The 25100-nt window shown below is 69.0% G+C and carries 27 protein-coding genes and 2 tRNA genes; 13 read left to right on the top strand and 16 right to left on the bottom strand.

The annotated features are described in order from the left end of the window. Positions 1-10: 10 nt before the first annotated feature. Positions 11-772: a hypothetical protein gene (locus AC0IZS_RS21575; protein ID WP_471637495.1), complete on the bottom strand. Its 762-nt coding sequence runs from the start codon at positions 770-772 to the stop codon at positions 11-13. A gap of 159 nt (positions 773-931) precedes the next feature. Between AC0IZS_RS21575 and AC0IZS_RS21570 the strand changes: the two genes are divergently transcribed. Continuing rightward, entirely contained in the window at positions 932-2434 is a 1503-nt protein-coding gene (locus AC0IZS_RS21570) for an MATE family efflux transporter (protein WP_471637494.1), read from the top strand. A gap of 58 nt (positions 2435-2492) precedes the next feature. Here the strand turns inward: AC0IZS_RS21570 and AC0IZS_RS21565 are convergent, their stop codons facing one another. The 5 genes from AC0IZS_RS21565 to AC0IZS_RS21545 all read right to left on the bottom strand — a co-directional run bounded on the left by AC0IZS_RS21565 (position 2493) and on the right by AC0IZS_RS21545 (position 5763). Further along, on the bottom strand, positions 2493-3041 hold the full coding sequence (locus tag AC0IZS_RS21565; RefSeq protein WP_471637493.1) for a hypothetical protein: 549 nt from the start codon (positions 3039-3041) through the stop codon (positions 2493-2495). A 4-nt stretch (positions 3042-3045) separates the two neighbouring features. Continuing rightward, the gene (locus AC0IZS_RS21560; protein ID WP_471637492.1) at positions 3046-4041 is read right to left on the bottom strand and encodes an aldo/keto reductase; all 996 of its coding nucleotides are present in this window, start codon (positions 4039-4041) and stop codon (positions 3046-3048) included. 101 nt (positions 4042-4142) lie between these two features. Beyond that, on the bottom strand, positions 4143-4760 hold the full coding sequence (locus AC0IZS_RS21555) for a TetR/AcrR family transcriptional regulator (protein WP_471637491.1): 618 nt from the start codon (positions 4758-4760) through the stop codon (positions 4143-4145). 14 nt (positions 4761-4774) lie between these two features. Then, positions 4775-5383, bottom strand: coding sequence for an NAD(P)H-dependent oxidoreductase (locus tag AC0IZS_RS21550; RefSeq protein ID WP_471637490.1), 609 nt, complete (start codon positions 5381-5383; stop codon positions 4775-4777). 116 nt (positions 5384-5499) lie between these two features. Continuing rightward, complete coding sequence (locus AC0IZS_RS21545; RefSeq protein WP_471637489.1) at positions 5500-5763, bottom strand: DUF2024 family protein; 264 nt, start codon at positions 5761-5763, stop codon at positions 5500-5502. A gap of 210 nt (positions 5764-5973) precedes the next feature. On the opposite strand from AC0IZS_RS21545, the gene AC0IZS_RS21540 reads away from it, so the two are divergent. Continuing rightward, positions 5974-6330 (top strand): hypothetical protein, encoded by a 357-nt coding sequence (locus AC0IZS_RS21540; protein WP_471637488.1) that lies wholly within the window; start codon positions 5974-5976, stop codon positions 6328-6330. Between the two features lie 73 nt (positions 6331-6403). Then, positions 6404-6715 carry a hypothetical protein gene (locus AC0IZS_RS21535; protein ID WP_471637487.1) on the top strand — a complete coding sequence of 104 codons (312 nt, stop codon included), beginning with the start codon at positions 6404-6406 and terminating at the stop codon, positions 6713-6715. 9 nt (positions 6716-6724) lie between these two features. Here AC0IZS_RS21535 and AC0IZS_RS21530 read toward each other — a convergent pair whose 3' ends face one another. The 8 genes from AC0IZS_RS21530 to uvrC all read right to left on the bottom strand — a co-directional run bounded on the left by AC0IZS_RS21530 (position 6725) and on the right by uvrC (position 13277). After that, on the bottom strand, positions 6725-6943 hold the full coding sequence (locus AC0IZS_RS21530; RefSeq protein ID WP_471637486.1) for a hypothetical protein: 219 nt from the start codon (positions 6941-6943) through the stop codon (positions 6725-6727). Between the two features lie 249 nt (positions 6944-7192). Then, the gene (locus AC0IZS_RS21525; protein WP_471637485.1) at positions 7193-7549 is read right to left on the bottom strand and encodes a hypothetical protein; all 357 of its coding nucleotides are present in this window, start codon (positions 7547-7549) and stop codon (positions 7193-7195) included. Positions 7550-7707: 158 nt separating this feature from the next. Further along, positions 7708-7783 (bottom strand) — tRNA-His (locus AC0IZS_RS21520). A 51-nt stretch (positions 7784-7834) separates the two neighbouring features. Beyond that, entirely contained in the window at positions 7835-9766 is a 1932-nt protein-coding gene (locus AC0IZS_RS21515; RefSeq protein WP_471637484.1) for a SurA N-terminal domain-containing protein, read from the bottom strand. A 62-nt stretch (positions 9767-9828) separates the two neighbouring features. After that, a tRNA-Val gene (locus tag AC0IZS_RS21510) sits at positions 9829-9904 on the bottom strand. A 22-nt stretch (positions 9905-9926) separates the two neighbouring features. Continuing rightward, complete coding sequence (locus AC0IZS_RS21505; protein WP_007858657.1) at positions 9927-10199, bottom strand: HU family DNA-binding protein; 273 nt, start codon at positions 10197-10199, stop codon at positions 9927-9929. Positions 10200-10591: 392 nt separating this feature from the next. Beyond that, positions 10592-11158 carry a CDP-diacylglycerol--glycerol-3-phosphate 3-phosphatidyltransferase gene (gene pgsA / locus AC0IZS_RS21500; RefSeq protein ID WP_471637483.1) on the bottom strand — a complete coding sequence of 189 codons (567 nt, stop codon included), beginning with the start codon at positions 11156-11158 and terminating at the stop codon, positions 10592-10594. 82 nt (positions 11159-11240) lie between these two features. Beyond that, positions 11241-13277 (bottom strand): excinuclease ABC subunit UvrC, encoded by a 2037-nt coding sequence (gene uvrC / locus AC0IZS_RS21495; protein WP_471637482.1) that lies wholly within the window; start codon positions 13275-13277, stop codon positions 11241-11243. Between the two features lie 189 nt (positions 13278-13466). Here uvrC and AC0IZS_RS21490 point away from each other — a divergent pair, with 189 nt between their 5' ends. Beyond that, complete coding sequence (locus tag AC0IZS_RS21490; RefSeq protein ID WP_471637481.1) at positions 13467-14288, top strand: NADPH-dependent oxidoreductase; 822 nt, start codon at positions 13467-13469, stop codon at positions 14286-14288. Positions 14289-14315: 27 nt separating this feature from the next. Here AC0IZS_RS21490 and AC0IZS_RS21485 read toward each other — a convergent pair whose 3' ends face one another. After that, positions 14316-15281: a LysR family transcriptional regulator gene (locus AC0IZS_RS21485; protein WP_471637480.1), complete on the bottom strand. Its 966-nt coding sequence runs from the start codon at positions 15279-15281 to the stop codon at positions 14316-14318. A gap of 125 nt (positions 15282-15406) precedes the next feature. Here AC0IZS_RS21485 and wrbA point away from each other — a divergent pair, with 125 nt between their 5' ends. Then, a complete protein-coding gene (wrbA, locus tag AC0IZS_RS21480; RefSeq protein ID WP_471637479.1) occupies positions 15407-16033 on the top strand; it encodes an NAD(P)H:quinone oxidoreductase in 627 nt (208 codons plus the stop codon). Beyond that, on the top strand, positions 16033-17235 hold the full coding sequence (locus AC0IZS_RS21475) for an MFS transporter (RefSeq protein ID WP_471637478.1): 1203 nt from the start codon (positions 16033-16035) through the stop codon (positions 17233-17235). Before wrbA ends, AC0IZS_RS21475 begins: the two co-directional genes overlap by 1 nt. Before the next feature lie 7 nt (positions 17236-17242). On the opposite strand, the gene AC0IZS_RS21470 is transcribed toward AC0IZS_RS21475, so the two are convergent. Beyond that, the gene (locus tag AC0IZS_RS21470; RefSeq protein WP_471637477.1) at positions 17243-17953 is read right to left on the bottom strand and encodes an alpha/beta hydrolase; all 711 of its coding nucleotides are present in this window, start codon (positions 17951-17953) and stop codon (positions 17243-17245) included. 79 nt (positions 17954-18032) lie between these two features. Between AC0IZS_RS21470 and AC0IZS_RS21465 the strand changes: the two genes are divergently transcribed. The 7 genes from AC0IZS_RS21465 to AC0IZS_RS21435 all read left to right on the top strand — a co-directional run bounded on the left by AC0IZS_RS21465 (position 18033) and on the right by AC0IZS_RS21435 (position 25047). Beyond that, positions 18033-18479, top strand: coding sequence for a GNAT family N-acetyltransferase (locus AC0IZS_RS21465; RefSeq protein ID WP_471637476.1), 447 nt, complete (start codon positions 18033-18035; stop codon positions 18477-18479). Between the two features lie 179 nt (positions 18480-18658). After that, complete coding sequence (locus AC0IZS_RS21460) at positions 18659-19534, top strand: IclR family transcriptional regulator (RefSeq protein WP_471637475.1); 876 nt, start codon at positions 18659-18661, stop codon at positions 19532-19534. Further along, positions 19531-20691 carry a thiolase family protein gene (locus AC0IZS_RS21455; RefSeq protein ID WP_471637474.1) on the top strand — a complete coding sequence of 387 codons (1161 nt, stop codon included), beginning with the start codon at positions 19531-19533 and terminating at the stop codon, positions 20689-20691. The genes AC0IZS_RS21460 and AC0IZS_RS21455 overlap by 4 nt, the downstream gene beginning before the upstream one ends. 8 nt (positions 20692-20699) lie before the next feature. After that, positions 20700-21071 (top strand): Zn-ribbon domain-containing OB-fold protein, encoded by a 372-nt coding sequence (locus AC0IZS_RS21450; RefSeq protein WP_471637473.1) that lies wholly within the window; start codon positions 20700-20702, stop codon positions 21069-21071. A 67-nt stretch (positions 21072-21138) separates the two neighbouring features. Beyond that, positions 21139-22140 (top strand): tripartite tricarboxylate transporter substrate binding protein, encoded by a 1002-nt coding sequence (locus tag AC0IZS_RS21445; RefSeq protein ID WP_471637472.1) that lies wholly within the window; start codon positions 21139-21141, stop codon positions 22138-22140. A gap of 173 nt (positions 22141-22313) precedes the next feature. Then, the gene (locus AC0IZS_RS21440; RefSeq protein WP_471637471.1) at positions 22314-24446 is read left to right on the top strand and encodes an acetate--CoA ligase family protein; all 2133 of its coding nucleotides are present in this window, start codon (positions 22314-22316) and stop codon (positions 24444-24446) included. Between the two features lie 82 nt (positions 24447-24528). Next, positions 24529-25047: a tetratricopeptide repeat protein gene (locus AC0IZS_RS21435; protein WP_471637470.1), complete on the top strand. Its 519-nt coding sequence runs from the start codon at positions 24529-24531 to the stop codon at positions 25045-25047. Positions 25048-25100: the final 53 nt, after the last annotated feature.

Below are 25100 nucleotides of genomic sequence, written 5' to 3'. Positions count from 1 at the left end.
CCACTGCGCACTAGGTGCGGCGTACCTGGACATCAACGGCCCCGGCCCTGGCACGGGCGATCGCATCTCGTCTGGCTTCGCCCAGCATGCGCCGGATCGCCTTGGCTGCTTCGGCTGCCGGCCGTGCGACCTGGCCATGGCCGTCCTCGGCCAGGCGGCTGGCCAGGGCTTCGTATGCAGGACGGGCGTGGCGCCTGAGGAACAGGGCCGCGTACTCGCGGATGTAGAAATCGGTGTCCGAGGCGAGCGCTTGCAGCACAGGCAGGTTGTCAGGATTGAGCTGGGGCAGCAGCAGCTCCACCGTGGCGGCTGCGTCGGCGTACGCCTCCTGGTCCGCGCGGGGCGCCATTGCGCCCAGCAGGCGCGCCACGACTTCGGCCTGCCGCGCCGAAGGCGCAATGGTGGCCGGCGCCAGGTCTTCGATGTGCGTGCCGTCTGCCAATGCCGCCCGCAGGGCCGATGCAAAGGCGGCAAGGCTCGGGTAGCGCAGTGACTGCCCGTCCACGCGATTGAACTGCAGCACCATGCCGGCCGCAGGGCCGCGCACCACGTAGCAGTGCGGCATGGAGTTGTTGGCGTCGTCCAACGCGACCAGGCCCAGGGCTTCGCCCCACGCCGTGCCGCGCACGGCCCGCGAGTATTCACGGCAGGCGTCGCGGCCCAGCACCGCAATGCCCAGCGGTTGGGACTGCAGGCTGGCCGCCTGGTCCAGAAACGCCAACAGCTCCGCTGGCGCATCGGCCAGCGGGTCATCCAGGTTCGTTGGGGCCATGGGCTGCATCTCCTCCTCCTGGGCGCAATCTACCTCAGCCCGCGCGCGCCACCAAGATGCCCCTGGGGCAGAAGCTGGCCTGGGAGCCATGGCGGCGCCGTCCTACCCACGGCGGCGCGCCAGCACGTAGACTGCCCGAACGCCACACCACGCCCCGCCATGAACACCCCACCTCCCCGCCGAGCCCCGCAACGCGACCTGACCCAGGGCCCCATCGCCCGCACGCTGATCGCCTTTGCGCTGCCGGTGCTGGGCTCCAACGTGCTGCAGTCGCTCAACGGCTCGGTCAACGCGATCTGGATCGGCAACCTGCTGGGGGAGGAGGCGCTCACGGCCACCTCCAACGCCAACCTGGTGCTCTTTTTGCTGCTGGGTGCGGTGTTCGGCGTGTCCATGGCGGCCACCATCCTCATCGGGCAGGCCTATGGCGCGCGCGACATCGAGCGCGCCAAGTGCGTGGTGGGCACGGGCGCCACGTTCTTCCTGGCCGTATCGGCGCTGATCGCGGCGGCGGGTTGGGTCTGGACGCCCGAGATCCTGGGCCTGCTCAAGACGCCCGAGGCCGCCCTGCCTTCGGCGGTCGCCTACCTGCGCGTGATCTTCGTGGCCGTGCCGATCATGAACTCGTTCGCCTTCGCCATGGCCGTGCTGCGCGGCTCGGGCGACTCGCGCACGCCGTTCTGGTTCATGGCCCTGTCGGTAGCGATCGACGTGGCGCTCAACCCGCTGCTGATCCGCGGCGCGGGGCCGCTGCCGGCCATGGGCATCGCGGGCTCGGCCCTGGCCACGCTGCTGGCGCAGGGCATCAGCTTTGCCGGCCTGCTGGTGCTGCTGGCGCGGCGCCAGCACCCGCTGCTGCCGGGCCGGCACGAGCTTGCGCACTTTCGGCCCCGGCCGCAGCTGTTGCGCACCATCGTGGTCAAGGGCGTGCCCATGGGGCTGCAGATGATCGTGATCTCGTCGGCGGCCCTCGTCATGATGGGCCTGGTCAACGGCTACGGCGTGCACACCGCGGCGGCCTATGGCGTGGCCGCGCAGCTGTGGACCTATGTGCAGATGCCGGCCCTGGCCACAGGGGCGGCCGTGTCATCCATGGCCGCGCAGAACGTGGGCGCGGGCCGCTGGGACCGGGTGGAGCAGATCGCGCGCGTGGGCGTGCTGTTCAACCTGCTGCTCACGGGTGCGCTGGTGCTGGCGCTCTACGCGGCCGACCGCGCCGCGCTGGGCCTGTTCCTGCCGGGCGACAGCGGCGCCGTGGCCGTGGCGGTGCACATCAACAATGTGGCGGCCTGGTCCTTCGTGCTGTTCGGCGTGACCATCGTGCTCTTCGGCGTGGTGCGGGCCACGGGCGCGGTGCTGCCGCCGCTCATCATCTTGTTCATCTCCATGCTGCTGGTGCGTGTGCCGTTCGCCAGCGCACTGCAGGGCACCTGGGGCGCCGAGGCGATCTGGTGGAGCTTTCCGCTGGGCTCCATCACCTCGGTGCTGCTGGCGGTGCTGTACTACCGCTACGGCGGCTGGCGCAAGGCCTCGCTGGCAGCGCGCAAGGAGCCACCGGAAGAACCCGCCACCGGCACCGCGGCCGACACCGGCGTGGCCGTGCCGGCCATGGACCGTGAGGCGAACTACGACGGGCCGGCCGCTGTGGCCACCAAACCCTAGAGCTCAGAACCTGTTCAAGATCTTTTTGCAGCCGCTACAAAAGATTTTGAACAGGTTCTCAGAGCCCGCCCAGGCAGGCCTTCAGCGCCTGCGCATGCTCTGCCTTGCCCTCGGCGGGCGTCCTGTCCACCACCGGCAGGCCGGGGCGGTCGTGTTCGCCCGTGACCAGCACGGCAGACACCCCGCGGAACACCCAGCGCCGGCCCTGCCAGGCAAAGTCCAACGTCTCGACGATGCGCGTGCCGAACTCGGCCTCATCGGCCTGCGCCTGCGCATCCGCAGGCGGCTCCTTGAGCACCAGGGCGTAGCGCAAACTCACCCGGCCCACGTAGGGCCGCACCGGGTGCGAGGTCATCAGCAGGTCGTGCGCCATGCCCGCCAGCGCGTAGGTGGCGGGCTTGTCGTCCCCCTCCAGCAGCATCACCCGCCGCAGCGGCCGCAAGGGCTGTGTGTAGATGAACCGGCAGCGCGCCACGATGCGCTCGAACCCGGCGTTCACCACGGGGTCGATCCAGGGCCGCAACGGCTCGGCCGGCACGCCCCCGTCGGCAGCGTACGCGCCGCCGGTCACCATGGCCAGCGCCAGCAGGACGGCATGGCTGCGCACGGCATCAGCCTTCGATGCCGACAAAGCCGGCATCCGGGTAGCGCGCGCCGGCCACCTTGGCGGGGTAGAACAAGCGGTCCAGCTCGGCCACCTCGTCGGGGCTGAGTGCCACCTCGGCCGCATGGGCATTGCTCTCCAGCCAGGTGATGCGCCGCGTGCCCGGAATCGGCAGCACATGCGGCTGCCTGGCCAGCAGCCACGCCAGCGCCACCTGCGAGCTGGCCAGCCCGCGCGCGGCGGCAAACGCATCGAGCGACTGCACCAGCTGCCGGTTGGCGGCCTCGGCATCGCCCACAAAGCGCGGGTTGTTCTTGCGAAAATCGTTGTCCGCCAACGCCTTCACATCCACCGTGCCGGTGAGGAAGGCGCGGCCCAGCGGGCTGTAGGCCACGAATGCGGTCCCCAGTTCCGCGCACAGCGCCAGCATGCCGTCCTCGGGCCCGCGGCTCCACAGCGAATACTCGCTCTGCAGGGCTGCAATGGGGTGCACGGCATGGGCGCGGCGCAGGCTGTCGGCCGATACTTCCGACAGGCCGATGGCGGCCACCTTGCCGGCCGCGACCAGCCCGGCCATGGCGCCCACCACATCCTCGATGGGCACATCGGGGTTGCGCCGGTGGCAGTAGTACAGGTCGATGCGTTCCACGCCCAAGCGCTTGAGCGATGCCTCGCACGCGGCGCGGATGTAGGCCGGCGAGTTGTCGATGCGCCGCTCGTACTGCCCGGCCTGGCGCACGATGCCGAACTTGGTCGCAATCTGCATGCGCTGGCGCGCAGCAGGCCCCGCACCGGCGATGAAGCGGCCCAGCAGCAATTCGTTGTGCCCCAGGCCATAGGTGTCAGCGGTGTCGAAGTGCGTCACGCCGATCTCCAGCGCCCGCGCCAGGGTGCGCAGCGAGCTGTCGTCGTCGCTCGCGCCGTAGAACTCGCTCATGCCCATGCAGCCCAGGCCGATGGCAGAGGTCAGGGGCCCATGGGCTCCCAGTTGGCGTTGTTGCATTGGAATGGCTCCCCTTGGTGTGGATGCCGCAGCCCCGGGCCCCAGCGGCAACGCATGGTAGCGGGCCGCGCAGATTCGTGCAGCGCGCCACCTGCGCGCCCTTACCGGTTGCGCCGGACCATCGCCACGATGGTCTCGAACAGCTCGGCCTGCGCCGCCTCTGCGCTGATGTCACCGCCCACCGCGGCGTCCGACAGCGCATCGGCCGCGCCCAGCACGGCCCACATGCCGGCGCGGGCAACGCCCTTGTCCCCCGCGAACGGGGCCAGGATGGCCAGGCACTTGGCGATGAAGACCTCCTGGTACTGGCGCTTGACGGCCGCCATCTCGGGCGAGCCCTGCAGCGCGGCCAGCACCTGCGGTATCTCGCGCCCCTGGGTCAGCACGCACTGCACATAGGCCGCGGCAATGGCGCCAGCCTTGTCCTTGAGCGTGGGGCGTGCGGCGGCGATGGCGGCGTCCACCACCGCCGTCTGGCGCACATCGAAATCCTGGTACAGCGCGGCCAGCAGCCCCTCGCGCGTGCCGAAGTGGTCGTACACCACGGGCTTGGTCACGCCCGCCTCCTCGGCCAGGCGCCCGAGCGTGAGGGCATCGGCGCCCTCGGCGCGCAGCAGCGTCCACCCCACATCGAGCAACTGGCGCGCGCGCTCGTGCCGCGCCATGCGGCGGCGGGGCGCGGGCTGTGGTGGCGGGGCGGCAAGTAGCGTGCGGGGCATGGCCTTGGAAGTGTCTACGGCGAGGACGGGGCAAACAGGCTGCGGCCCAGCGCGCGTGCAGCGCCGAGATGCGACGCCACGACGTCCTGCGTGGACGACTGTAGCAGCAGCCTGGAGCTAGCCACCTGCGCACCGCAGTAGCCGAAGATGCCGTGGTCGATCTGCGTCTTCATGGCGCCCAGGTAGCCATGCCGCTCGTAGGTGCCGCCATCGGCCCCGCCCATGCCCAGCAGGTGTACCTGCAGGTGGCCGAGCTTCTTCGCCAGCTTGCCGTCGGCCCCTTCTTCGTAGGCATAGCCCTGGGTGAACACCCGGTCGATCCAGCCCTTGAGCAAGGCCGGGAAGGACCACCAGTACACGGGGTACACCAGCACCAGGGCATTGGCCCGGTCCAGCCGCGCATGCTCGGCCGCCACGTCGGCGGGCGCCGGGGCCTGCTTGAGGTGCAGCGCCAGGTCGGCCCCGGTGAAGCGCGGATCGAACCCCTCGGCCGCCAGGTCGGCGATCTCCGTGGTGTGCAGGCCCGCCAGGCCGGCCTGGGCTGCGCCCTGCGCCACCTGGGCGGCCACGGCATGGGTCAGGGAATCGCGGTCAGGGTGCGCAACGACGATGAGTGCGTGCATGGGAAAAACTCCACTGTGAATGCTATATACCCATGGTAACTTACCATTGGTATATCAAAAATCCAGCGGAATTTCGCCCCAGCGCCGCCTGGGGTATCGCAAGGGGCGGCAGCAGATCAGCCGCAGTGCTCCAGCTCCAGGATCGCAAAGCCGATGGATGCGATTTCCTGCTCGACAGCAGGGCTGGCAGATTGCATATGGCAAAAGCTGCACTTCTCGGCCTTGAGGTCGCTGGCCGCCAAGCCTTTTGCCGCCAGGTAGCGCCGTCCGTACTGCAGCACCTGCTCATGGTCGCCGACGGTGGCGGGAACGAGGATGTCGAAATGCATGCGCAGCCCGTCGGGGCGCTGTACATAGGTGTCGTAAACGGAGATCTGCATGGTGCGATGGTGTGCGTGTTCAGAGAACGCCAGTGTCTCCAGCCAGCCGCCACCCGGGTGCGCAAACCGTCCACAACAGATGCCCAATCGTCCACCGCAGCGATGCCGGGCAAGATGTGTAACCGACGTGTCCGTTCGCCACAAACGCCGCCCGAACGGCCGTTTGCGCCCGCACCGCTGCTACATTGCGCCGAGGAGACCCCCCCATCCATGCGCAGCAAGCCCGCAGCCGCCACCCAGGCCATCGCCAGCCCCCATGCCCCCGCCCCCACCGTCGTGACCAGCTACCTGCGCCACCCCGCCGTGCAGATCGCCTGCCTCATGGTCTTCGCCCTGGCGCACCCAGCCATCTTCGACGACCGCCAGCCGGTGCTGGCCTGGGTGTCGGCCTGGGCCCTCCCCATGGCGTTTGCGCTGTCCGCCTGCGCGCTGCACGCCGCCCTGCGGCAAGGGCGCTCGCCCGCCGCGTGGCCCGGGCGCTTCGCCGCCGTGGCCTGGGTGATGATGGTGCTGTCCATGGCCGCGCCGTGGACGCAGCAGTGGGGGCAGCGGCTGCAGGGCGCGTAGCCTTTGAAGCCGCCCCGCTGCCTGCCATAAGCTCGGCCTGAACCGCCCCGTCGGGCGGCACAGACATGCAGCGATGACAAGCCCCAGGCACACCGTGGTGGACCGCGAACTGTTCACCCAGGCCCTGCGCCACATGGGCGAAGAAGACCTGCTCTACCTCAACCGCATGGTGATCGAACGCCTGAACCTGCTGGCCCAGGCCAAGAGCACCGTGGCGCTGGCCCAGTTTGCCGAAGGTGACCGGGTCCAGTTCACCACCACCGATGGCAGCACCAGGCAGGGCATCGTGCAGCGCCTGAACAAGAAGACCGCCAGCGTGCGCACCGACGAAGGCCAGGGCTGGAAGGTTTCGCCGGGCTTGCTGCGCAAGGTGGGGGCTGGGTGAGCCTCTTGGTCAGGCGGTTATAGACGTGCGGGCGCTGGCGCACCTGCCCATGGTGATCGCCACCGCCCCCTGGTCTTGGTCGGCGTGGTGCCGCTTGATGCGCAGCCCAGTTGTCTTCGGTCGCCCCGCGCAGTCCGCCATGTTCATGACATCGACATGTATTCTGAATGTGTCGATTTTCTGTTCAAAAATCGACACATCCACTCCACGCGTCGATTCGTTCGTCATTTCGCTCTCTCCGCACAATTCGCGCCCCAGGGATCAGGCGCGCCCCCTTTGGGCGGACCCCCGCGCGAAACTGGCATGCGCATAGAAAATCGCGCTTTCTATGCATGTGAAGCGCCACCTGCATCGAAACAGGCGTTTTGTATGCAAGAGCAGAGAATCACCAGAGAGCAGTGGCCCACAGGTGCCGCGACCGGAGAGGCGATCAAGGAGCTGTCGGCACCAGTCCTGGGGGGGTGGGTGCGGGCCGCCCTACAACCCAATCTTCGCCTCATTGAAGCACTGCACCTCGCCGCGCTCATGCTGGCGGCCCACGGCGCTGGCCATGTCTTGCGGCAGTTCACAGCCTGCGCCCTGCCCCAGCTTCTGGCAGTGCTCGGCCCGGGCGGCCCGGGTGCCTGAGCCCACGGCGCCCAGGCAGCGCGCGTAGTTGACGGTGCGGTCCACATCCCGGGCGTGGACCTCGGCGAGCTGGTGGGCTTCCAGGGCCTGCTGGTCGGCCTGCTCGCCCGGGAGGACCACGGCATGGCGGTAGAGCGCGCCGCCCCCGGCCGCCAACAACAGGCAGCCCAGCGCCAGTGCTGTGCCGACGATGATCATCCGGTTCACGTCCATCACCCCCTGGGGAGGTTCACCCTCCCCTTGTGAAATGAACTCTAGCACCCGGCCCGCACCAGCGCCATGACCCGAAAAGGTGGCTGCAGGGGCCCGCAAAAGACAAAACCCGCCAGCGCTTCACAGCACTGGCGGGTTTGTTTTTTTTAATCTGGGGTGGCTGATGGGGCTCGAACCCACGACAACAGGAATCACAATCCTGGACTCTACCAACTGAGCTACAGCCACCGTTTGAGATTCAAATTATAACCCGGGTTTTTACCCCGGGTGCCAAATTCTTCAATTTTCTGTCTGGGTGATGGTGAACTCCGAGGGACGGGGCACCTTCATCTCGACCTTGAAGCGCTCCTTGAGCATTTCGTAATAGGCCACGCCCTCGGCCGTGCTCCACCACTGCATGAGCTGCATGCGCTCCTGCTGGGCGCGCTGCGCCTCGGGCTTGTCACGCGGCACGATGCGGTTGACCTTGACCACCGCAAAGCCCTGGCCTGCGCCCAGGTCCACGCTGGTCCAGGCGGGCAGCTTCTCGGCGTTGGCGCGCAGGGCGGCGTCGATCAGGGGGCGCGGGTAGTTCATGGGCGTGTCGCGGGCGATCACGGCGGGGGCTGTCAGGCCGCTGGCCGTGTCAGGCTTGGCGGTGTACTCGGCCAGCTTGGCCTCGCCTTCCTTGCGGGCCAACTCGGCGGCCTTCTCGGCCACGTACAGCGTGCGCACCTTGTCGCGCACCTTGTCCAGCGGCAGGGTCTCGGCCGGGGTGTACGAGGTAATGCGGCCCGATGCCATCTGGCTGGGGCCCACTTCCACGGCTTCGGTGTTGCGCTTGTTCTGCACCGAATCCGACGAGAACAATGCTTCGAGGAACTTGGCGTTGGCAAACGCGCCGGTGGCGCCGGGCACGGGGGTGCGGGTCACGCCATTGGCGGTCTGCACCTTGAGCTTGAGCTTCTCGGCCACGGGGGCCAGGCTGTCGGCCTGCTCGTACACGCCGTTGGCGAACGATTCGGCGACTTCGGCGTACTTGCGCTGGGCCTGTTGGGCCTTGAGGTCCTTTTCGATGGCGGGGCGCATTTCTTCGAACGGCGGCACGCGCGAGGGCTTGATGTCGGTGACCTGGATGACGTGGTAGCCGAAGTCGGACTCGACCACATCGCTGATCTCACCCTTCTTGAGGCCGAACGCCGCATCTTCGAAGGGCTTGACCATGGCACCGCGGCCAAAGAAGTTCAGGTCGCCGCCCAGCGCTGCCGAGCCCGTGTCCTGCGAGTTCTTCTTGGCCACGTCGGCAAACGTGGCGGGTGCCTTGCGCACCTGGGCCAGCAGTTCGGTGGCACGCTCCCTGGCCTTCTCACGCTCGGCGGCGGGCATGTCCTTGCCACCCTTGATCAGGATGTGGCTGGCGCGGCGCTCTTCCTTGGTGCCCAGGGTCGCGGCGTTTTCCTTGTAGTAGGTGCGCAGGTCGTCTTCGTTCAGCGTGATGCTGTCGCGCACGGTGTCCAGGCTCAGCACCAGATACTCGACGTTGGCCGATTCGAGCTGCTTGAATTGGTTGGGGTGGGCCTTGTAATAGGCTTCCAGATCCGCATCGGTGGGTGTGACCTTGGCAGCGAAGTCGGCGGCGTTAAAGCGGGCGACCTGGATCTCGCGGCGCTGGTAGAGCGCGTCGAGCGACTGGCCAACCTGTGCATCGGTCACGAAGGCCGAGCCGACCACACCGCCCAGGATCTGGTTGACCGACAGGTCGTTGCGCACGCGTGCCTCGAAACCGGCGGGCGTGAGGCCCTGGCTGGCGACGAGGGTGCGGTAGCCTTCGGTGTCCATGGTGCCGTCGGGGCGCTTGAGCGCGGCGATCTGCGGGATCTCGGCCAGGCTGCGCGCCAGGCGGGCATCGCTGGTGATCATGTGCATCTTCTGGGCGGCAGCGGCCAGCACGCGCTCGCGCACCATGCGCTCGAGCGTGGCATAGCGGGCGCCGGCCGAATCGAGCATCTTCGGGTCCATGGTGGGCTGCTGCGCGCGGATGCGGTCGCTCTCGGCGCGGTGCGCGTTGTCCCATTCGGTTTGCGTGATCTTGTTGCCATCCACACGGGCAACCACGGTGCTCTTTTCAGAGAAGTAGTTGCTGTCGATGCCTACCAGCACAAACGAGGGAATGACCAGCAAGAACAACAAGAGCATCATGATCTTGGAGTGCTTGCGGATGGATTCAAACATGATCGAACTTTCAGTGACAAAAAACAAAAAGGCGAACTTGCGTTCGCCTTCGTGTTCGGTGGTGGTGGGTCCTGACGGTCTCGAACCGCCGACCTACTCCGTGTAAAGGAGCCGCTCTACCAACTGAGCTAAGGACCCCGCCTCAACAACAAACGTGTCTTCAGTTCAAGGCGTCTTTCAGAGCCTTGCCTGGACGAAACTTCGGCACTTTAGCAGCTTTGATCTTGATCGTATCGCCCGTACGGGGATTACGGCCCGTGCGCGCTGCACGCTTGCCCACGGCAAAGGTGCCAAAACCGACGAGCGAAACGGTACCACCCTTTTTCAGGGTCTTCTTGACGGCCTCGATCGTGGATTCCAGGGCACGCGCTGCAGCGGCCTTGGAGATGTCGGCGTTGTTAGCGATGTGCTCGATCAGTTCGGTTTTGTTCACAAGAAGCCTCTCGGGAAAAGCGTTGATGAATGAAGTGTGTCTTGGGTCTATCTGGTCTTCACACGTCAGAAGGCTCAACCGAGAGAGGCTGGATGTCTGCAGACGGGGGAATGACTGGCGTACACAGCAGGGGCTGCTGCATCAGATTAAAGCCATCGACTTTCAAGGTGTCAATACAACACGCCGTATTGCAACAGCGTTGGGATGAATTCTAGTCGTATTTCACACCCTGCCCGGGCTTGCGGCGCGCTTTTGTCTCAAACGCGCCGTATGCGCGCGATTCCCGATTGACAGCCGCGGCCCCTGTGATCAGGGCCCGATCTGTGCCCCGAAAAGGGGCATGCACCACACGCGCAGGCATGCCGATTTGCGATTTCGGATAGACGAAAAACTCACTTCACACGGGCTCGGATTTCGGGCAATGCCTTTTGCAGGTAGTACACCATGGACCACACGGTGAGCACCGCCGAGGCCCAGATCAGCCAGGTGCCCCACACGCCCGTATCGATCACCCCGAGGATGCGCCCGTCGTACAGCAGGAAGGGGATGGCCACCATCTGCACCGTGGTCTTGACCTTGCCGATCATGTGCACGGCCACGCTCTTGCTGGCCCCGATCTGGGCCATCCACTCGCGCAGGGCCGAGATCGCGATCTCGCGCCCGATGATGATCAGCGCCACGAACACGTCGGCGCGCTGCAGGTGCACCAGCACCAGAAGCGACGCGCACACCAGGAACTTGTCGGCCACCGGGTCGAGGAAGGCGCCGAAGGACGAGGTCTGGTTGAGCTTGCGCGCCAGGTAGCCGTCGAGCCAGTCGGTGGCGGCGAACACCACGAACATCACCGTGGCGATCAGGTTGCGCATGGCCGGGTCGAGCGGCGCATAGAACACCCCCACGATCAAAGGTATCGCGACAATGCGCGTCCACGTCATCAGGGTGGGGATGGTCCAGAACATATGAGCGCGATTGTGCATCACTGGTGATATCCCCCCGCCCCGAAATGATGCGCGCGCGAAAAGCCGCCCGGCACCCGCGCCTTCAGCGCAGCGCGCGGTAGATCTCTTCCGCCAGCTCGTGCGAGATGCCGTCCACCGTCGCCAGGTCTTCCACGCTCGCGCTGGCCACGCCGCGCACGCCGCCAAAGCGCTGCAGCAGGCGGGCGCGCTTCTTGGGGCCCACGCCGGGGATCTCTTCGAGCTGGCCACCGCCCACGCGCACCTTGGCGCGCGCGGCGCGCATGCCGGTGATGGCGAAGCGGTGGGCCTCGTCGCGGATCTGCGCCACCAGCATCAGCGCGGCCGAGTCCTTGCCCAGGTAGACCTTCTCGCGGCCATCGGCAAACACCAGTTCCTCAAGACCGACCTTGCGGCCCTCGCCCTTTTCCACGCCGACGATGCGGGTCAGATCCAGCCCCAGCGCGGTGAACACCTCGCGCGCCACGCCCACCTGGCCCTTGCCGCCGTCGATGAGCACCAGGTCGGGCAGGCGCGCCACGCCTTTGGGCTTGACCGCCCCCTCGGCGTTGCCGGTATCCGGCGGCGGCGCGGCCGCAAAGTCGATGCCACCGGCCTCGCGCGCGGCCTCCACCACCTTGCTGTAGCGGCGCGTGAGCACCTGGCGCATGGCGGCGTAGTCGTCGCCGCCGGTGATGCCCTCGATCTTGTAGCGGCGGTACTCGCTGCTCTGCATCTTGTGGTGGTGGAACACCACGCACGAGGCCTGGGTCGATTCGCCCGCCGTGTGCGAGATGTCGAAGCACTCGATGGTCAACTGGTCCAGGTCTTCGGGCGGCAGGTCCAGCGCCTCGGCCAGCGCGCGGGTGCGCGCCTGCTGCGAGCCCTCTTCGGCCAGCAGGCGGGCCAACTGCAGGTCGGCGTTCTTTTGCGCCATGTCCAGCCAGGCACGGCGCTGCTCGCGCGGCTGGTGGATGGCATTCACGCGCACGCCGGTCTGCTCCGACAGGGCCTCCATCAGCGCCTTGTCCACCGGTTCGCTGCACACCAGCACCGGCGGCACGGGCACCCCGATGTAGTGCTGGGCGATGAAGGCTTCGAGCACCAGCGCCTCGACGCGGCGCGTGCGTACAGCAGGGGCAATGCCGCCCTCGCCGGCCCCGGCGTCTTCTTCCTCCGCATGGATGGCCGCGGCGTCCTCCACATGCACCGGAAAGTACGGCCGGTCGCCCAGGTGCCGCCCGCCGCGCACCATGGCCAGGTTCACGCAGGCACGCCCGCCCTGCACGCGCACGGCCAGAATGTCCACGTCCTTGTCGTCCGTGGTCTCGATGGACTGCTGGTGCAACACGCGCGACAGCGCCTGCATCTGGTTGCGCACGTCGGCCGCCTGCTCGAACTCGAGCTTGTCCGAGTGCGCCATCATGCGCACCTCCATGGCGCGCAGCACCTCCTGCGTCTCGCCGCGCAGCAGCGCCTCGGCATGCTGCACGTCGGCCGCATAGGCCTCGGGCGAGACCAGGTCCACGCAGGGGCCCGAGCAGCGCTTGATCTGGAACAGCAGGCAGGGCCGCGTGCGGTTGGCAAACACCGTGTCCTCGCAGGTGCGCAGGCGAAACACTTTTTGCAGCAGCTGGATCGACTCCTTCACCGCCCAGGCGCTCGGGTACGGCCCGAAGTAGCGGTGCTTCTTGTCCACCGACCCCCGGTAATAGGCCATGCGCGGAAACACCTGCGAGGGCGAGCCCTGCCCCACCGCCGTGCCCGGCGCCCCGGTGATCTTGAGGTAGGGGTAGCTCTTGTCGTCGCGGAACAGGATGTTGAACTTGGGGTTCTGCGTCTTGATCAGGTTGTTTTCAAGCAGCAGCGCCTCGGCCTCGGAGCGCACCACCGTGGTCTCCATGCGCGCGATCTTGCTGACCATGTGGCCGATGCGCGTGCCGCCATGGTTCTTGGTGAAATAGCTCGACACCCGGCGCTTGAGGTGCCGCGCCTTGCCCACGTAGAGCAGCGCGCCCTGCGCGTCAAAATAGCGGTACACGCCCGGCAGCGGCGGCAGCGCGGCCACCTGGGCCAGCAGTTCTTCGGAATGGACTCGCAGTGCTTCTTCGTCTTCGGACATGGGGGCTATTGTCATGGCAATGCGGAGCACTTGCCCGGCACAGCGCATCGCCACGTCGGGTGCCCCGGCACGGGGGGGCCCGGGCCGCCCCCGCCGCCCTGCGCATAGCCATATGCGGTTTTCATGCTTGGCGGCAGGCCGCGCGGTGCTACCTTGGCGGCCAGTTTCCACACGAACGCCCGCGCGCCCATGACCTACACCCCCACCTACCTGCACGCCCGCTACGGCGCCCAGGCGGCCGCCTGGCCCGTGCCCCGCCACCCCGTGGTCGAGCACATCCTGTCGCACCGCTCGGTGCGCAACTTCCTGCCCGACGCGCTGCCGCCCGACACCGTGCAGACGCTGGTCGCAGCCGCCCAGTCCGCCCCCAGCTCATCGAACCTGCAGACCTGGAGCGTGGTCGCCGTGCACAGCCAGGACAGCCGCAACCGCCTGGCCGAGCTGGCGGGCAACCAGGGCCACATCCGCACCGCGCCGCTCATCCTGGTGTGGCTGGCCGACCTGTCTCGCATCGCCCGCATCGCGCAGTACAAGGACCAGCCCGCCGACGGCCTGCCCTACCTCGATACCTACCTCATGGCCGTGATCGACGCCGCCCTGGCCGCGCAGAACGCCGTGGTCGCTGCCGAGGCCCTGGGCCTGGGTACCGTCTACATCGGCGCCCTGCGCAACCAGCCCGAGGCCGTGGCCCAAGTGGTGGGCACGCCCGCAGGCGTGTTCCCCGTGTTCGGCCTGGTGGTGGGCCACCCCGACCCGGCCCGCCCCGCCGCCATCAAGCCCCGCCTGCCCCAAGCCAGCGTGCTGCACCACGAGCGCTACACCGCCCCCGCCAGCCTGGCCGCAGAGATCGGCGACTACGACGCCCAGTTGCGCGACTTCCAGGCCAGCGAAGGTCTGCCCGAAATCAATTGGAGCGACCTGGTGCTGCAGCGCCTGGCCAATGCCGACTCGCTCAAGGGCCGGCACCGGCTGGTGGAGGCGCTCAAGGGCGCGGGGTTTGCGCTGCGTTGAAGCATCGCGCGTTGGCCCGCGCCGCAATCACGCTGCCTTGCGCCTGACCTTGGTAGCCCGGCCATCGGCCTGTCCTTGCGAAGCAGCCCCCGCCAGCCGATGCAGCACACCGCGCAGCGCCAGCGCCGCCACGCCCAGGGCCCGGTCCGTGCGCCAGGCCAGGTAGGTCGGCATCTGCGCCACGCCCAGCGGGCCCAGGGCGGTGGCGGGCAGGGGTAGCAGCTGCCCTTCGGCCAGCTCGCGCTCCACCGCCCATTGCGGCAGGCGGCCCCAGCCCACGCCGGCGAGGATCAGGGCGCGCTTGGCGTCCTGGGTGCCAACGCGCAGCGTCTGGGGCGATAGCACGCCGAAGTCGCGCCCTTGGGACAGCTCGCTCGGGTCCTCCAGCACGATCTGCAGGTGGTCGGCCAGGTCCGCACCTGCCAGAGCCAACCTGCCGCCCCGCCGCTGGGCCAGCGGGTGGGCGCGTGCAGCCACGGCCACGATGGGCACGGCCTGCAGCGCCTCGGTCTCGATGCGCGGGTCGCGGAAATCCTCGCCCGCCATGATGGCCAGGTCGCAGGCCTCGTCGCGCAGCGCCTGCAGCGTGCCGCCCAGCGGCGCGGTGGCCAGGCGCAGCCGCACCGACGGCAGTGCTGCGCGCAGCTCGCCCAGCGCTGCGGCCGCCAGGGGCAGCGGGTAGAGCGTGTCCACCATCAGCGCCAGCTCGGTCTCCACACCCTCGCCGAGGCCGCGGGCACGCGCGCGCAGAAAGTCCACCTTGAGCAGCACGGCGCGCGCGTCCTCCAGCAGGGCGGCGCCCGCCGCCGTGAGCGTGGGGCGGTGGCCACTGCGGTCGAACACGGCCACGCCCAGCTGGTTCTCGAGGTTGGCGATGGCATGGCTCACGGCCGATTGCGCACGCAGCAGCCGCGCAGCCCCGGCGCGAAAGCTGCCGGCCTCGGCCACGGTGACGAACATGCGGATCTGGTCGAGGGTGAGGGCGTCGAGCATGGAGGGCCTTGTTGTTGATCTGTTTCATCGATCAAGATGGCCTGAATTTTATGGCTTCCGTAGATCAACCCATGTGCCGATACTTGGCTCCATCCCGACCCCAGAAGAAAGACGTTGGCGCCACCATGACCCAGGTTCTCGTTCTCTACTATTCCTCCTACGGCCACATCGCATCCATGGCCGCCGCCGTGGCCGAGGGCGCGCGCAGCCTGGGCAGCGGCGTCGATGCAGTCGTCAAGCGCGTCCCTGAACTGGTGCCCGAGCATGTGGCGGCCAAGGCCGGCTACCAGACAGCGCCGGATGTGCCCATTGCCACCGTGACGGAGTTGGCCGACTACGACGCCATCGTGCTGGGCACGCCCACCCGCTTTGGCAGCATGGCGGCGCAGATGAAAAACTTCCTCGACCAGGCCGGCGGCCTGTGGGCGCGCGATGCATTGGTCGGCAAGGTGGGCAGCGTGTTCACGTCCACCGGCAGCCAGCATGGCGGGCAGGAGTCGACCATCCTCTCCACGCACACCGTGTTGCTGCACCTGGGCATGGTGATCGTGGGCCTGCCCTACAGCTTCAAGGGCCAGTTGCGCATGGACGAGGTCACCGGCGGCTCGCCCTATGGCGCCAGCACCCTGGCCGACGATGGCCACGGCGGCGACCGCCAGCCCAGCGCCAACGAGCTCGACGCCGCCCGCTACCAGGGCATGCACGTGGCGCGCATCGCCAGGGCGCTGGGGTTTGCGCAGGGGGTGGCGTGATGCGGGGGAGTACACCGCCACCCGCCTCACCATCCGCCTCAACGCCCACCGACTGGCGCGCCGTGGCGGTGGTGGTGGCCGCCGGCGTGGCCGCCTCCTTCCACCTGGGCAAGGTGGCCATTGCGGCACCGCAGCTGCAGGCCGGCCTGGGGCTCAGCCTGTCCATGCTGGGCGCCCTGGGCGGCACCTTTGCCATGCTGGGTGCCATCGGCGGCGTGCTCGCAGGGTCGGTGGTGGCACGTGCAGGAGCACGCCGCATGCTCGTGCTGGGCCTGGCGGCCACGGTGCTGGGCACCCTGCTCGCCGTGCTGTCCGCCAGCTATACGGTGCTGCTCGCCTCGCGCGTGGTCGAGGGGCTGGGCTTTGTGCTCATCACCGTGGCCGGGCCCACCGTGCTCGCGCGCCAAGTGCAGGCCGCCGACCGCAGCCGCGCCATGGCGCTGTGGAGCTGCTTCATGCCCACCGGCATCGCACTGGCCATGCTCACCGGGCCGTGGTTCGGCGGTTGGCGCAGCCTGTGGATGGCGGCGGCGCTGGCCTCGGGCCTCATCGCGGCGCTGGTGCTCTGGGCCGTGCCGCGCGATACACCCGCCCACCACGAGGCCCACGGCACCGCACCATCCGCACGCCTGGCCCAGGTGTGGAGCGGCCCCGCACTGGCGCTGGCCACCAGCTTCCTGCTCTACAGCCTGATGTTCTTTGCCCTGTTCAGCTTTCTGCCCGTGCTGCTGCAGCAGCGCATGCAGGTCGGCGCCACGGCGGTCGGCCTGCTCGCGGCGCTGGCCAGCGCGGCCAACATCGCGGGCAACCTGGCTGCCGGCGCGCTGCTGCCCCGGCTGGGCCGCACGGTGCTGGGCACGGCCGGGGCAGCAGCGATGGGGCTGTGCGCCCTGGGCATCTTCGTGCCGGTGCTGCCCCCGTGGGCCGCCTTTGCGCTGTGCCTGGTGTTCTCGGCCATGGGCGGGCTGGTGCCGGCCAGCCTGCTGTCGTCGGTGCCGCAGGTCACCTCGACCCCCGCCCAGGGAGCGCTGGCCGTGGGCCTGCTCATGCAGGGCAGCAACCTGGGTCAGGCCCTGGGCCCGCTGCTGGTGGGCAACGCGGTGGACCGCCATGGCTGGCCGGCGGCGGCGGTGTGCGTGGTGGTGGCGGCGCTGGCGATGGGATGCACCGTGCGGTGGCGGGCCGGCGCCGGGGCCTCATAGGCGCCCATCAGCCCGTCCCTTCCAGGGTGGCCAGCACCCGCTGCGCCACGCGGGCAAACTCCACCGGCCGGTCCTTGAGCCAGGCATGCAGATGGTGGCCCGCACCTTCGAGCCGAATCACCTCCACATGGCTGGCCTTGCAGGCGCGCCGGGTGTACTGGTCCTCCACCTGCGCGGGGATCACCGCATCCTCGGCGCCCAGCACCAGCAGCAAGCGCCCCTCGAAGCGTTCGAGCGCATCGAAGGCAGGTGAGGCCGCAAAGTCGCTCGTCGCGCGGATCACCTGCTGGAACGCCGGCCCGAAGGGCACCTCCAGTGCCGCAGCCTCATACGCGGCCGGGCAGTAAAGCACCAGTGCGGGCGGAGCCAGGGCCTCGATCAAGGAGCAGGCAATGTGCCCGCCCATGCTCGACGCAATCAGCGACACGGGCCGGGGCATCTGGAGGAAGTCCACCACCGCCAGGGCCTGCTGCGCCCGGTCGCGCAGGCCCGAATCGGCCATGCTGCCCGTGCTCTCGCCCTGCCCCATGAAGTCGAAGGCCACACCGGAATGGCCCTGCCCGGCCAGGAAGTCGAGCAAGGGCTGGTACCCCCGGCGCGACGAGGCGCCGCCGCCGTGCAGGGCCAGGATGCGCGGCGTGCTGGGGGACGGGCTTTGGGTGGTGGTTCCGTGCAGTTGCACGTTGCGGAACGGGAGCTGGAAATGGGAGTGCGCCATGGCTTGATTTCTGGGGACGCTGGGATGATGGCACGCCCCAGCCGCTAGGTCGGGCAGCCAGCCCCACAGGAGACCCACGATGATCGCCCGCCGCGCTGTCGCATCCGACATGGACGCCGTGCTCGCCCTGTACCGCGAGCTGCGACCGCACGACCCGCCGCTGGCCCCTGACCGCGCCACGGCGCTGTGGAACAGCGTTCACGGCAGTCCCAACTCCCTCATCGCCGTGTGCGAGCACGAAGGCGTGGTGGCCGCCACCTGCATGCTGGCCCTGGTCGCCAACCTGGCCAGCGATGGCCGCCCCATCGGCTTCATCGAGCACGTGGTCACCGCATCGGCCGCGCGGCGCCTGGGCCTGGCCGAGGCTTGCCTGGCGTTTGCCGTGGACGAAGCCTGGCGGCTGGGCTGCTGCAAGGTGGTGCTGCTCTCGGGTGCGCAGCGTCCGCAAGCCCACCGCCTCTACGAGAAGCTGGGCTTCAACGGGGATACGGAGCGCGGCTTTGTCATCAAGCGGCCGGCGGCGTGATGCATCCATGCCCTGAAAGCCGCACTCCCGGCCCCACACCACCGGGTTAACCCGCGATCGCGCACGCAAAAGTTTCGCCCACCAAAACTTCGACAGAAGGCTTTGACGGGAGTAACCGCAATCCCTAGATTGCAGGCAGTCCAGTGGTTTCACCCCAAGAAACACCGAGAAGAAATGCCATGCCCCCTGCCGCCCTGCGCCCCAGATCCGTCGTCACCCGCACCCAGGACGGCGCCAGCACCTCCTCGGTGGAGCGCGCCATGCGCGTGCTGCGCGTCATGTCCGAGGGTGGCAGCACGCGGCTGACCGACATTGCCGCCGCAGCCGGCCTGGACAAGGCCACCGCGCTGCGCCTGCTCGACGTGATGGTGCGCGACGGCTTTGTCGCCCGCGACGCGCAGAGCAAGCAGTTCTCGCTCGGCCCCGAGCTCATGGTGCTGGGCGCGGCTGCGCTGCGCCGCTTCGACCCGCGCCTGTTGGCCCAGCCCAGCCTGCTGCGGCTGACCGGCATGTTCGAGGACAGCGCGGTGCTCTCCATCCCCAGCGGCGTGGAGTCGCTGTGCATTGCGGTGGAAGAAGGCACCTACCCCATCCGCGCCAACTACCTGCGCGTAGGCAGCCGCCGCCCGCTGGGGGCCGGCGCGGGCAGTCTGGCGCTGCTGGCCTTCATGCCCGATGCCGAGCGCGAGGCGGCGCTGGAGATACTGGCCACGCAGTTGCCCGCACGCTACCCGCGCATCAGCATGGCCCTGCTGCACGAGCGCATTGCCGCGGCGCGCGAATGCGGCTACGTGGTGCTGCTCGATATGGTGGTGGAGCGCATGGGCGGCATTGCAACCCCCATCCTCGACCCCGACGGGCGGCCCGTGGCGGCACTGAGCATCGCCGCGCTGAGCGACCGCATCCTGGCGCGCGAAGCCGCCCTGGCCCAGGCCCTGCGCCACGAATCCACGGTGTGCCAGGTGCGCTGGGCCGAGGCCACGCGGCCCGACCGCGCGCCACAGGCACTCGTGGCGGCAAGCACCACCCGCCGCACCAAGGCCGCTGCAGCATGACCACGCCACACACCACAACCGCCTACATCCGCGCCGTGGGCAACACGCCCTTTGGCCGGCACGAGGGCCAGAGCGCCCTGGACCTGATGGCCCGCGCCGCCACCCAGGCGCTCGATGGCGCGCAACTGCGCCGCAGCGACATCGACGGCGTGCTCTGCGGCTATGCCACCACCGTGCCGCACCTGATGCTCTCCACCCTGTTCTGCGAGCGCTTTGCCCTGCAGCCCCGGTACGCGCACAGTCTGCAGCTGGGCGGCGCATCGGGCGCGGCCATGCTGGTGCTGGCACGCGAGCTGGTGCGCGCGGGCCGCTGCCGCCACGTGCTGGTGGTGGCGGGCGAGAACCGGCTCAGCGGCCAGTCGCGCGACAGCGCCATCCAGACCCTGGCCCAGGTGGGCGATGCGGACTACGAGGTGCCCAACGGCGCATCGGTGCCCGCCTACTACGGCCTGCTGGCATCGGAATACATGCACCGCACCGCCACCACGCAGGCCGACCTGGCCGAGCTGGCCGTGCTGATGCGCGCCAACGCCGCGCGCCACCCCGACGCCCACCTGCGCGCCCCCATCACCGTGGGGGATGTACTGGCCGCCAAACCCATTGCCGCGCCGCTGGGCCTGCTGGACTGCTGCCCCATCTCCGACGGTGCCATGGCCGTGGTGGTGTCGGCAGAGCCGGGCGAGCATGCCCGCATTGCCATCACCGGCGGCGGCCAGGCGCACCGCCACCAGCACCTGACGGCCATGTCCGACGTGATGCAGTGCGGCGCGAGCCAGGCCGCGCAACAAGCGTTCGCCGAGGCCGGCCTGGCGCTGGCCGACGTGGACTACCTGGGAATCTACGACTCGTTCACCATCACCCTGGCCATGCTGCTCGAAGAGATCGGCTTTGCCCCGCGCGGCGGCGCGGCGGCGCGGGCGCGCGCGGGCGACTTCGCACCCACCGGCGTGCTGCCACTCAACACGCATGGTGGGCTGCTCTCGTTCGGCCACTGCGGCGTGGCCGGCGGCATGGCCCATGTGGCCGAGGCCTGGCGCCAGATGGCGGGCCAGGCCGGCGCGCGGCAACTGGCCCCGCCGCGCCACGCCTTCGTGCATGCCGACGGGGGCGTGATGTCCTCGCACGTCAGCCTGGTCCTGTCGCGGGAGGCCGCATGAGCGACACCATGACCACCCACCACGGGCTCGCAGCCCCCTTCACCGAGGGACTGGCCCAGGGCCTCATCCGCTACCAGCGCTGCAACGCCTGCAGCAGCGCGCAGACCCTGGCGCGCTACGCCTGCCAGCACTGCGGCCATGACACGCTGCAATGGCACGACGCTGCGGGCACGGGCACGGTGCGCGCCGCCACGGTGGTGGCGCGCGCCCCGTCCGACGAGTTCCGCCCGCTGGCGCCCTACACCCTGGTGCTGGTGCAGCTCGACGAAGGCCCGCGCCTCATGGCGCATGCAGCGCCCGGCGTGTGCATCGGCGATGCGGTGCGCGCGGGCTTCTTTCAGCACAACGAACGCACGCTGGTGCGTTTTGCACCGCCCTGAATCCCCCCTCCCCCTCTCGCGCTTCCCGTTCTCGCATTGCCAAGCAAACACCATAAGGAGACAAGCAATGAAAGCAGCGACCACCACCGCCACCCGGCGCCGCCACTGGGCCGGCCTGGCCCTTGCCCTGCTGTGCAGCGCCAGCGCACCGGCAGCCTGGGCCCAGGCATCGCCCTACCCCGACAAGCCCGTCAAGCTCGTCGTGCCTTACCCGCCCGGCGGCCCCACCGACATCGTGGCCCGCGTGGTGGCGCAAAAGCTGCAGGACGCGCTGGGCCAGCCCTTCGTGGTCGAGAACCGCCCCGGCGCGGGCGGCAACCCAGGGGCCGAGGCCGTGGCCCGCAGCACGCCCGACGGCTACACCCTGGTGGTGGCCACCACCGCGCATGCCATCAACCCCTCGCTGTTCAGCAAGCTCAACTACCAGCTGATGAAGGACTTCGCGCCCATCTCGCAGCTCACCGCCGGCCCCCTGGTCATCGTGGTCCCCCCAGCGCTGCCGGCCAGCAACGTCAAGGAGCTGATCGCGCTGGCCAAGTCCAAAAGCGGCGGGCTCAACTACGGCTCGTCGGGCAACGGCCAGTCCACCCACCTGTCGGCCGAGCTGTTCAGCGCCATGGCGGGCGTAAAGATGTCGCACGTGCCCTACAAGGGCAGCGCCCCCGCGCTCACCGACGTGATGGCCGGGCAGACGGACCTGATGTTCGACACCATGCTCTCGGCCCTGCCGCATGTGAAGGCCGGCAAGCTCAAGGCCCTGGCCGTCACCAGCGCCCAGCGCTCGCCCGTGGCGCCCGATGTACCCACCGTCGTGGAAAGCGGCCTGCCCGGCTACGAGGCCATCGCCTGGAACGGCCTGCTCGCCCCCGCCGGCACGCCGGCACCCGTGGTCGCCAGGCTCAATGCCGAGCTGAAAAAAGTGCTGGAGAGCCCCGAGGTGAAGCAGCGCTTCGAAGCCCAGGGCTTCACCCCCATGTGGAACACCCCCACCGACTACCGCGCCTTCATGCAGGCCGAGGTGGACAAGTGGGCCAAGGTCGTCAAAACCTCAGGCGCGACAGTGGACTAGTTAGCGACTCACAAAGCTCTTCTGGCGTCGTTGCTGCGTCTTGTCGTACTGCTCGTATTGCCTGCGCCGCAGCGCCTGGCCAGAACCGCTGCGCTGAGCTTTGTGAGCCGCTCTGGACCGGCGTTGCAAAGCCAGGCCCATTCCCCCTCCGATTACTCGTCATCCAGCACGCCATGTCTCCATCCCTGCTCTCCTGCGCCCTCAACCCCCAATCCGTGGCCATCATCGGTGCCTCCGACAACATCCACAAGATCGGCGGGCGGCCCATCCACTACATGCAGCGCCATGGCTTCCAAGGGCGCATCTACCCCATCAACCCGCAGCGCGAGACCATCCAGGGCCTGGCCAGCTACAGCAGCCTCGCGGCACTGCCCGAGGTGCCCGATCTGGCTCTGGTGGTGGTGGCCGGCGACACGGCCGTGGCCGCGGTAGCGGAATGCGCGGCGCGCGGCGTGAAGGCCGCCGTGGTCATCGCCTCGGGCTTTGGCGAGACGGGGCCCGAGGGCGCGGCCGTGCAGCAGCAGATGGTGGCCACGGCGCGTGCGGCGGGCATGCGGCTGTTTGGCCCCAACACGCAGGGGCTGGCCAACTTCGGCACCGGGGCCATCGCGGGCTTTTCCACCATGTTCATCGAGGTGCCGCCGCTGGACGGCCCCGTGGGCATCGTCAGCCAGAGTGGCGGCATGAGCGCCATGGCCTACGGCCTGCTGCGCGGGCGCGGCCTGGGTGTGCGCCACGTACATGCCACCGGCAACGAGGCCGACGTCACCGTGGGCGAGCTGGCCTGGGCCGTGGCCCACGACCCCAACGTGCGCCTGCTGCTGCTGTACCTGGAGAACATCGCCCAGCCCGAACTGCTGGCCGCCACCGCCGCCTACGCCCGCGAGCGCGACCTGCCCATCATCGCCGTGAAGGCCGGCCGCACGGCAGGCGGGCAAAAGGCCGCGTCCTCGCACACCGGCTCGCTCGCCAACGAGGACCGCACGGTGGACGCCTTCTTCAGGCACCACGGCATCTGGCGCGTGCGCGACCCGCATGCCCAGGCCCTGGCGGCCGAGGCGTACCTCAAGGGCTGGCGACCCACCGGGCGGCGCCTGGTGGTCATCAGCAACTCCGGCGCCAGCTGCGTCATGGGGGCCGACACCGCCGACGATGCAGGCCTGCCCCTGGCACAGCTTGCGCCCGCCACCCAGGCCGCCGTGGCCGCAAAGTTGCCCGGCTTTGCCACCACCACCAACCCCATCGACATCACGGCCGCGCTGCTCAGCAACAGCGGCCTCTTCGGCGACGTGCTGCCCGCCGTGGCGCAGGACCCTGCGGCCGACCTGTTCTTCATCAACATTCCGGTGGCGGGCGCGGGCTACGACGTAGAGGCCTTCGCGCGCGACACCGCCGCCTTCGAGGCCGCCACCGGCAAGCCCGTGGCCGTGGCCGCCTGGCAGGACAGCGTGGCCGCGCCGTTTCGCGCCCGGGGCATCGCCACCTATGCCAACGAGGCGCAGGCCTTGGGCGTGCTGGCCCAGCTGGCCGACCACACGGCGCTGATGCGCAAGCCCCCCGCGCCCGCGCTGCCGCCCCTGCAGGTGCAGCTGCCCGCAGGCCCCGTCGGCTTTCTCAACGAGGTGGACAGCCTGGCCCTGCTGGCACGCCACGGCGTGCCCACCGGGCCGCTGCGGCTGGTGACCACGGCGCAGCAGGCGCGCGAGGCGTTCGAGGCCATCGGCGCCCCCGTGGTCGCCAAGGCCTGCTCGCCCGACGTGCCGCACAAGTCCGAGCACGGCCTGGTGGCACTGAACCTGGCCAGCGCCGACGAGGCCGCCGCCGTGTTCGAGCGCTTCTGGCAGAAGATGGCCACCATGGGCGTGGCAAGCGACGGCGTCATCATCGCCGCCATGCGCCGCGGCCGGCACGAGTTCATGGTCGGCGCAAGGCACGACCCCGTCTTCGGCCCCGTGGTGGTGGTCGGCGACGGCGGCAAGAACGTCGAGGCCCTGCAGGACTGCGCCGTGCTGCTGCCCCCTTTCAGCACACAGGACGTACACGACGCCCTGCGCACCCTGCGCATGGCCCCCTTGCTGGCCGGCGTGCGCGGTGACCCGCCGCTGGACGTGGCCGCACTGGCCGAGGTGGCGGTGGCCGTGGGCACGGTGATGGCGAATGCGAACGGACGCATCGCCTCGATGGACCTCAACCCCGTGCTGGTGGGCGCCGTGGGCGAAGGGGCGGTGGTGGTGGATGCGCTGGTGGAGCGGGGCGAACAAGCCGACGCGGATCGCACCCCGCCAGCACCGGCACATCCGGCCTGACAGGGGCGGGCAAGACCCGCCGTGCGGGCGCGCACTGGTAGCATGGCGGCACCTTCCCCCGTGCAGACCCTGGAGCGCCGCGATGATCGATCAAGCACGTGCATCACGCCTCGCAAGCGAGGCGTTCGACCTATGGCAGTCCGGCAAGGGAGCAGAGGCCGTCCCACTCTACGAGCAGAGCCTCGCCCTGGCAGACCCCAGCCACTACCGTTTGCCGGACTACCACGGTGAGCTTGCGTCCGTGCTGTCGGAGCTGGGCCGCTTCCCGCAAGCCCGCAGTCAGTTGGAGCAGTCTTTGCGCGTTACGCAGGACCAGGGTGCCGCAGAGGGCAGCATCGGTGTGGTCATCGCGCGGTATTTCCTGGCCGATCACCTGCTGGGCCAGCAGCAGCCGCAAGAGGCGCTGCAAGTGATCGAACCCTCCCTGGTCGAGGGGATGAAGTCCGAATGGCTGCTGCGCCTTGCCAAGGCGACAGCGCTGCATGCACTGGGTCGCATCGATGAAGCCCGCCCGGAAGCAGCCATTGCACTGGAGACCACTCCGTCCAGCCAGAAACGGGAAGAACTCGCCAAGTTGCTGGCCACTCTCCAGTTGCCGTAGTTGCGGCAACGGCGGCCGCCTGCCCAACGTCTTCGAGAGGACAGGTGATCGAC

This window comes from Acidovorax sp. AC410, assembly GCF_979253235.1.
This window is presented reverse-complemented; position numbering and strand designations above follow the sequence as displayed.

Coding starts and splice junctions, on each gene's coding strand:
- AC0IZS_RS21545 (WP_471637489.1), bottom strand. CDS start 5,763: ATGCAGATCTCCGTTTACGACACCTATGTACAGCGCCCCGACGGGCTG.
- pgsA (WP_471637483.1), bottom strand. CDS start 11,158: ATGTTCTGGACCATCCCCACCCTGATGACGTGGACGCGCATTGTCGCG.
- AC0IZS_RS21455 (WP_471637474.1), top strand. CDS start 19,531: ATGACCACGCCACACACCACAACCGCCTACATCCGCGCCGTGGGCAAC.
- uvrC (WP_471637482.1), bottom strand. CDS start 13,277: ATGTCCGAAGACGAAGAAGCACTGCGAGTCCATTCCGAAGAACTGCTG.
- AC0IZS_RS21555 (WP_471637491.1), bottom strand. CDS start 4,760: ATGCCCCGCACGCTACTTGCCGCCCCGCCACCACAGCCCGCGCCCCGC.
- AC0IZS_RS21475 (WP_471637478.1), top strand. CDS start 16,033: ATGCGGGGGAGTACACCGCCACCCGCCTCACCATCCGCCTCAACGCCC.
- AC0IZS_RS21575 (WP_471637495.1), bottom strand. CDS start 772: ATGGCCCCAACGAACCTGGATGACCCGCTGGCCGATGCGCCAGCGGAG.
- AC0IZS_RS21485 (WP_471637480.1), bottom strand. CDS start 15,281: ATGCTCGACGCCCTCACCCTCGACCAGATCCGCATGTTCGTCACCGTG.
- AC0IZS_RS21490 (WP_471637481.1), top strand. CDS start 13,467: ATGACCTACACCCCCACCTACCTGCACGCCCGCTACGGCGCCCAGGCG.
- AC0IZS_RS21530 (WP_471637486.1), bottom strand. CDS start 6,943: ATGACGAACGAATCGACGCGTGGAGTGGATGTGTCGATTTTTGAACAG.
- AC0IZS_RS21435 (WP_471637470.1), top strand. CDS start 24,529: ATGATCGATCAAGCACGTGCATCACGCCTCGCAAGCGAGGCGTTCGAC.
- AC0IZS_RS21515 (WP_471637484.1), bottom strand. CDS start 9,766: ATGTTTGAATCCATCCGCAAGCACTCCAAGATCATGATGCTCTTGTTG.
- AC0IZS_RS21470 (WP_471637477.1), bottom strand. CDS start 17,953: ATGGCGCACTCCCATTTCCAGCTCCCGTTCCGCAACGTGCAACTGCAC.
- AC0IZS_RS21460 (WP_471637475.1), top strand. CDS start 18,659: ATGCCCCCTGCCGCCCTGCGCCCCAGATCCGTCGTCACCCGCACCCAG.
- AC0IZS_RS21570 (WP_471637494.1), top strand. CDS start 932: ATGAACACCCCACCTCCCCGCCGAGCCCCGCAACGCGACCTGACCCAG.
- AC0IZS_RS21465 (WP_471637476.1), top strand. CDS start 18,033: ATGATCGCCCGCCGCGCTGTCGCATCCGACATGGACGCCGTGCTCGCC.
- AC0IZS_RS21550 (WP_471637490.1), bottom strand. CDS start 5,383: ATGCACGCACTCATCGTCGTTGCGCACCCTGACCGCGATTCCCTGACC.
- AC0IZS_RS21540 (WP_471637488.1), top strand. CDS start 5,974: ATGCGCAGCAAGCCCGCAGCCGCCACCCAGGCCATCGCCAGCCCCCAT.
- AC0IZS_RS21560 (WP_471637492.1), bottom strand. CDS start 4,041: ATGCAACAACGCCAACTGGGAGCCCATGGGCCCCTGACCTCTGCCATC.
- AC0IZS_RS21445 (WP_471637472.1), top strand. CDS start 21,139: ATGAAAGCAGCGACCACCACCGCCACCCGGCGCCGCCACTGGGCCGGC.
- wrbA (WP_471637479.1), top strand. CDS start 15,407: ATGACCCAGGTTCTCGTTCTCTACTATTCCTCCTACGGCCACATCGCA.
- AC0IZS_RS21440 (WP_471637471.1), top strand. CDS start 22,314: ATGTCTCCATCCCTGCTCTCCTGCGCCCTCAACCCCCAATCCGTGGCC.
- AC0IZS_RS21535 (WP_471637487.1), top strand. CDS start 6,404: ATGACAAGCCCCAGGCACACCGTGGTGGACCGCGAACTGTTCACCCAG.
- AC0IZS_RS21450 (WP_471637473.1), top strand. CDS start 20,700: ATGACCACCCACCACGGGCTCGCAGCCCCCTTCACCGAGGGACTGGCC.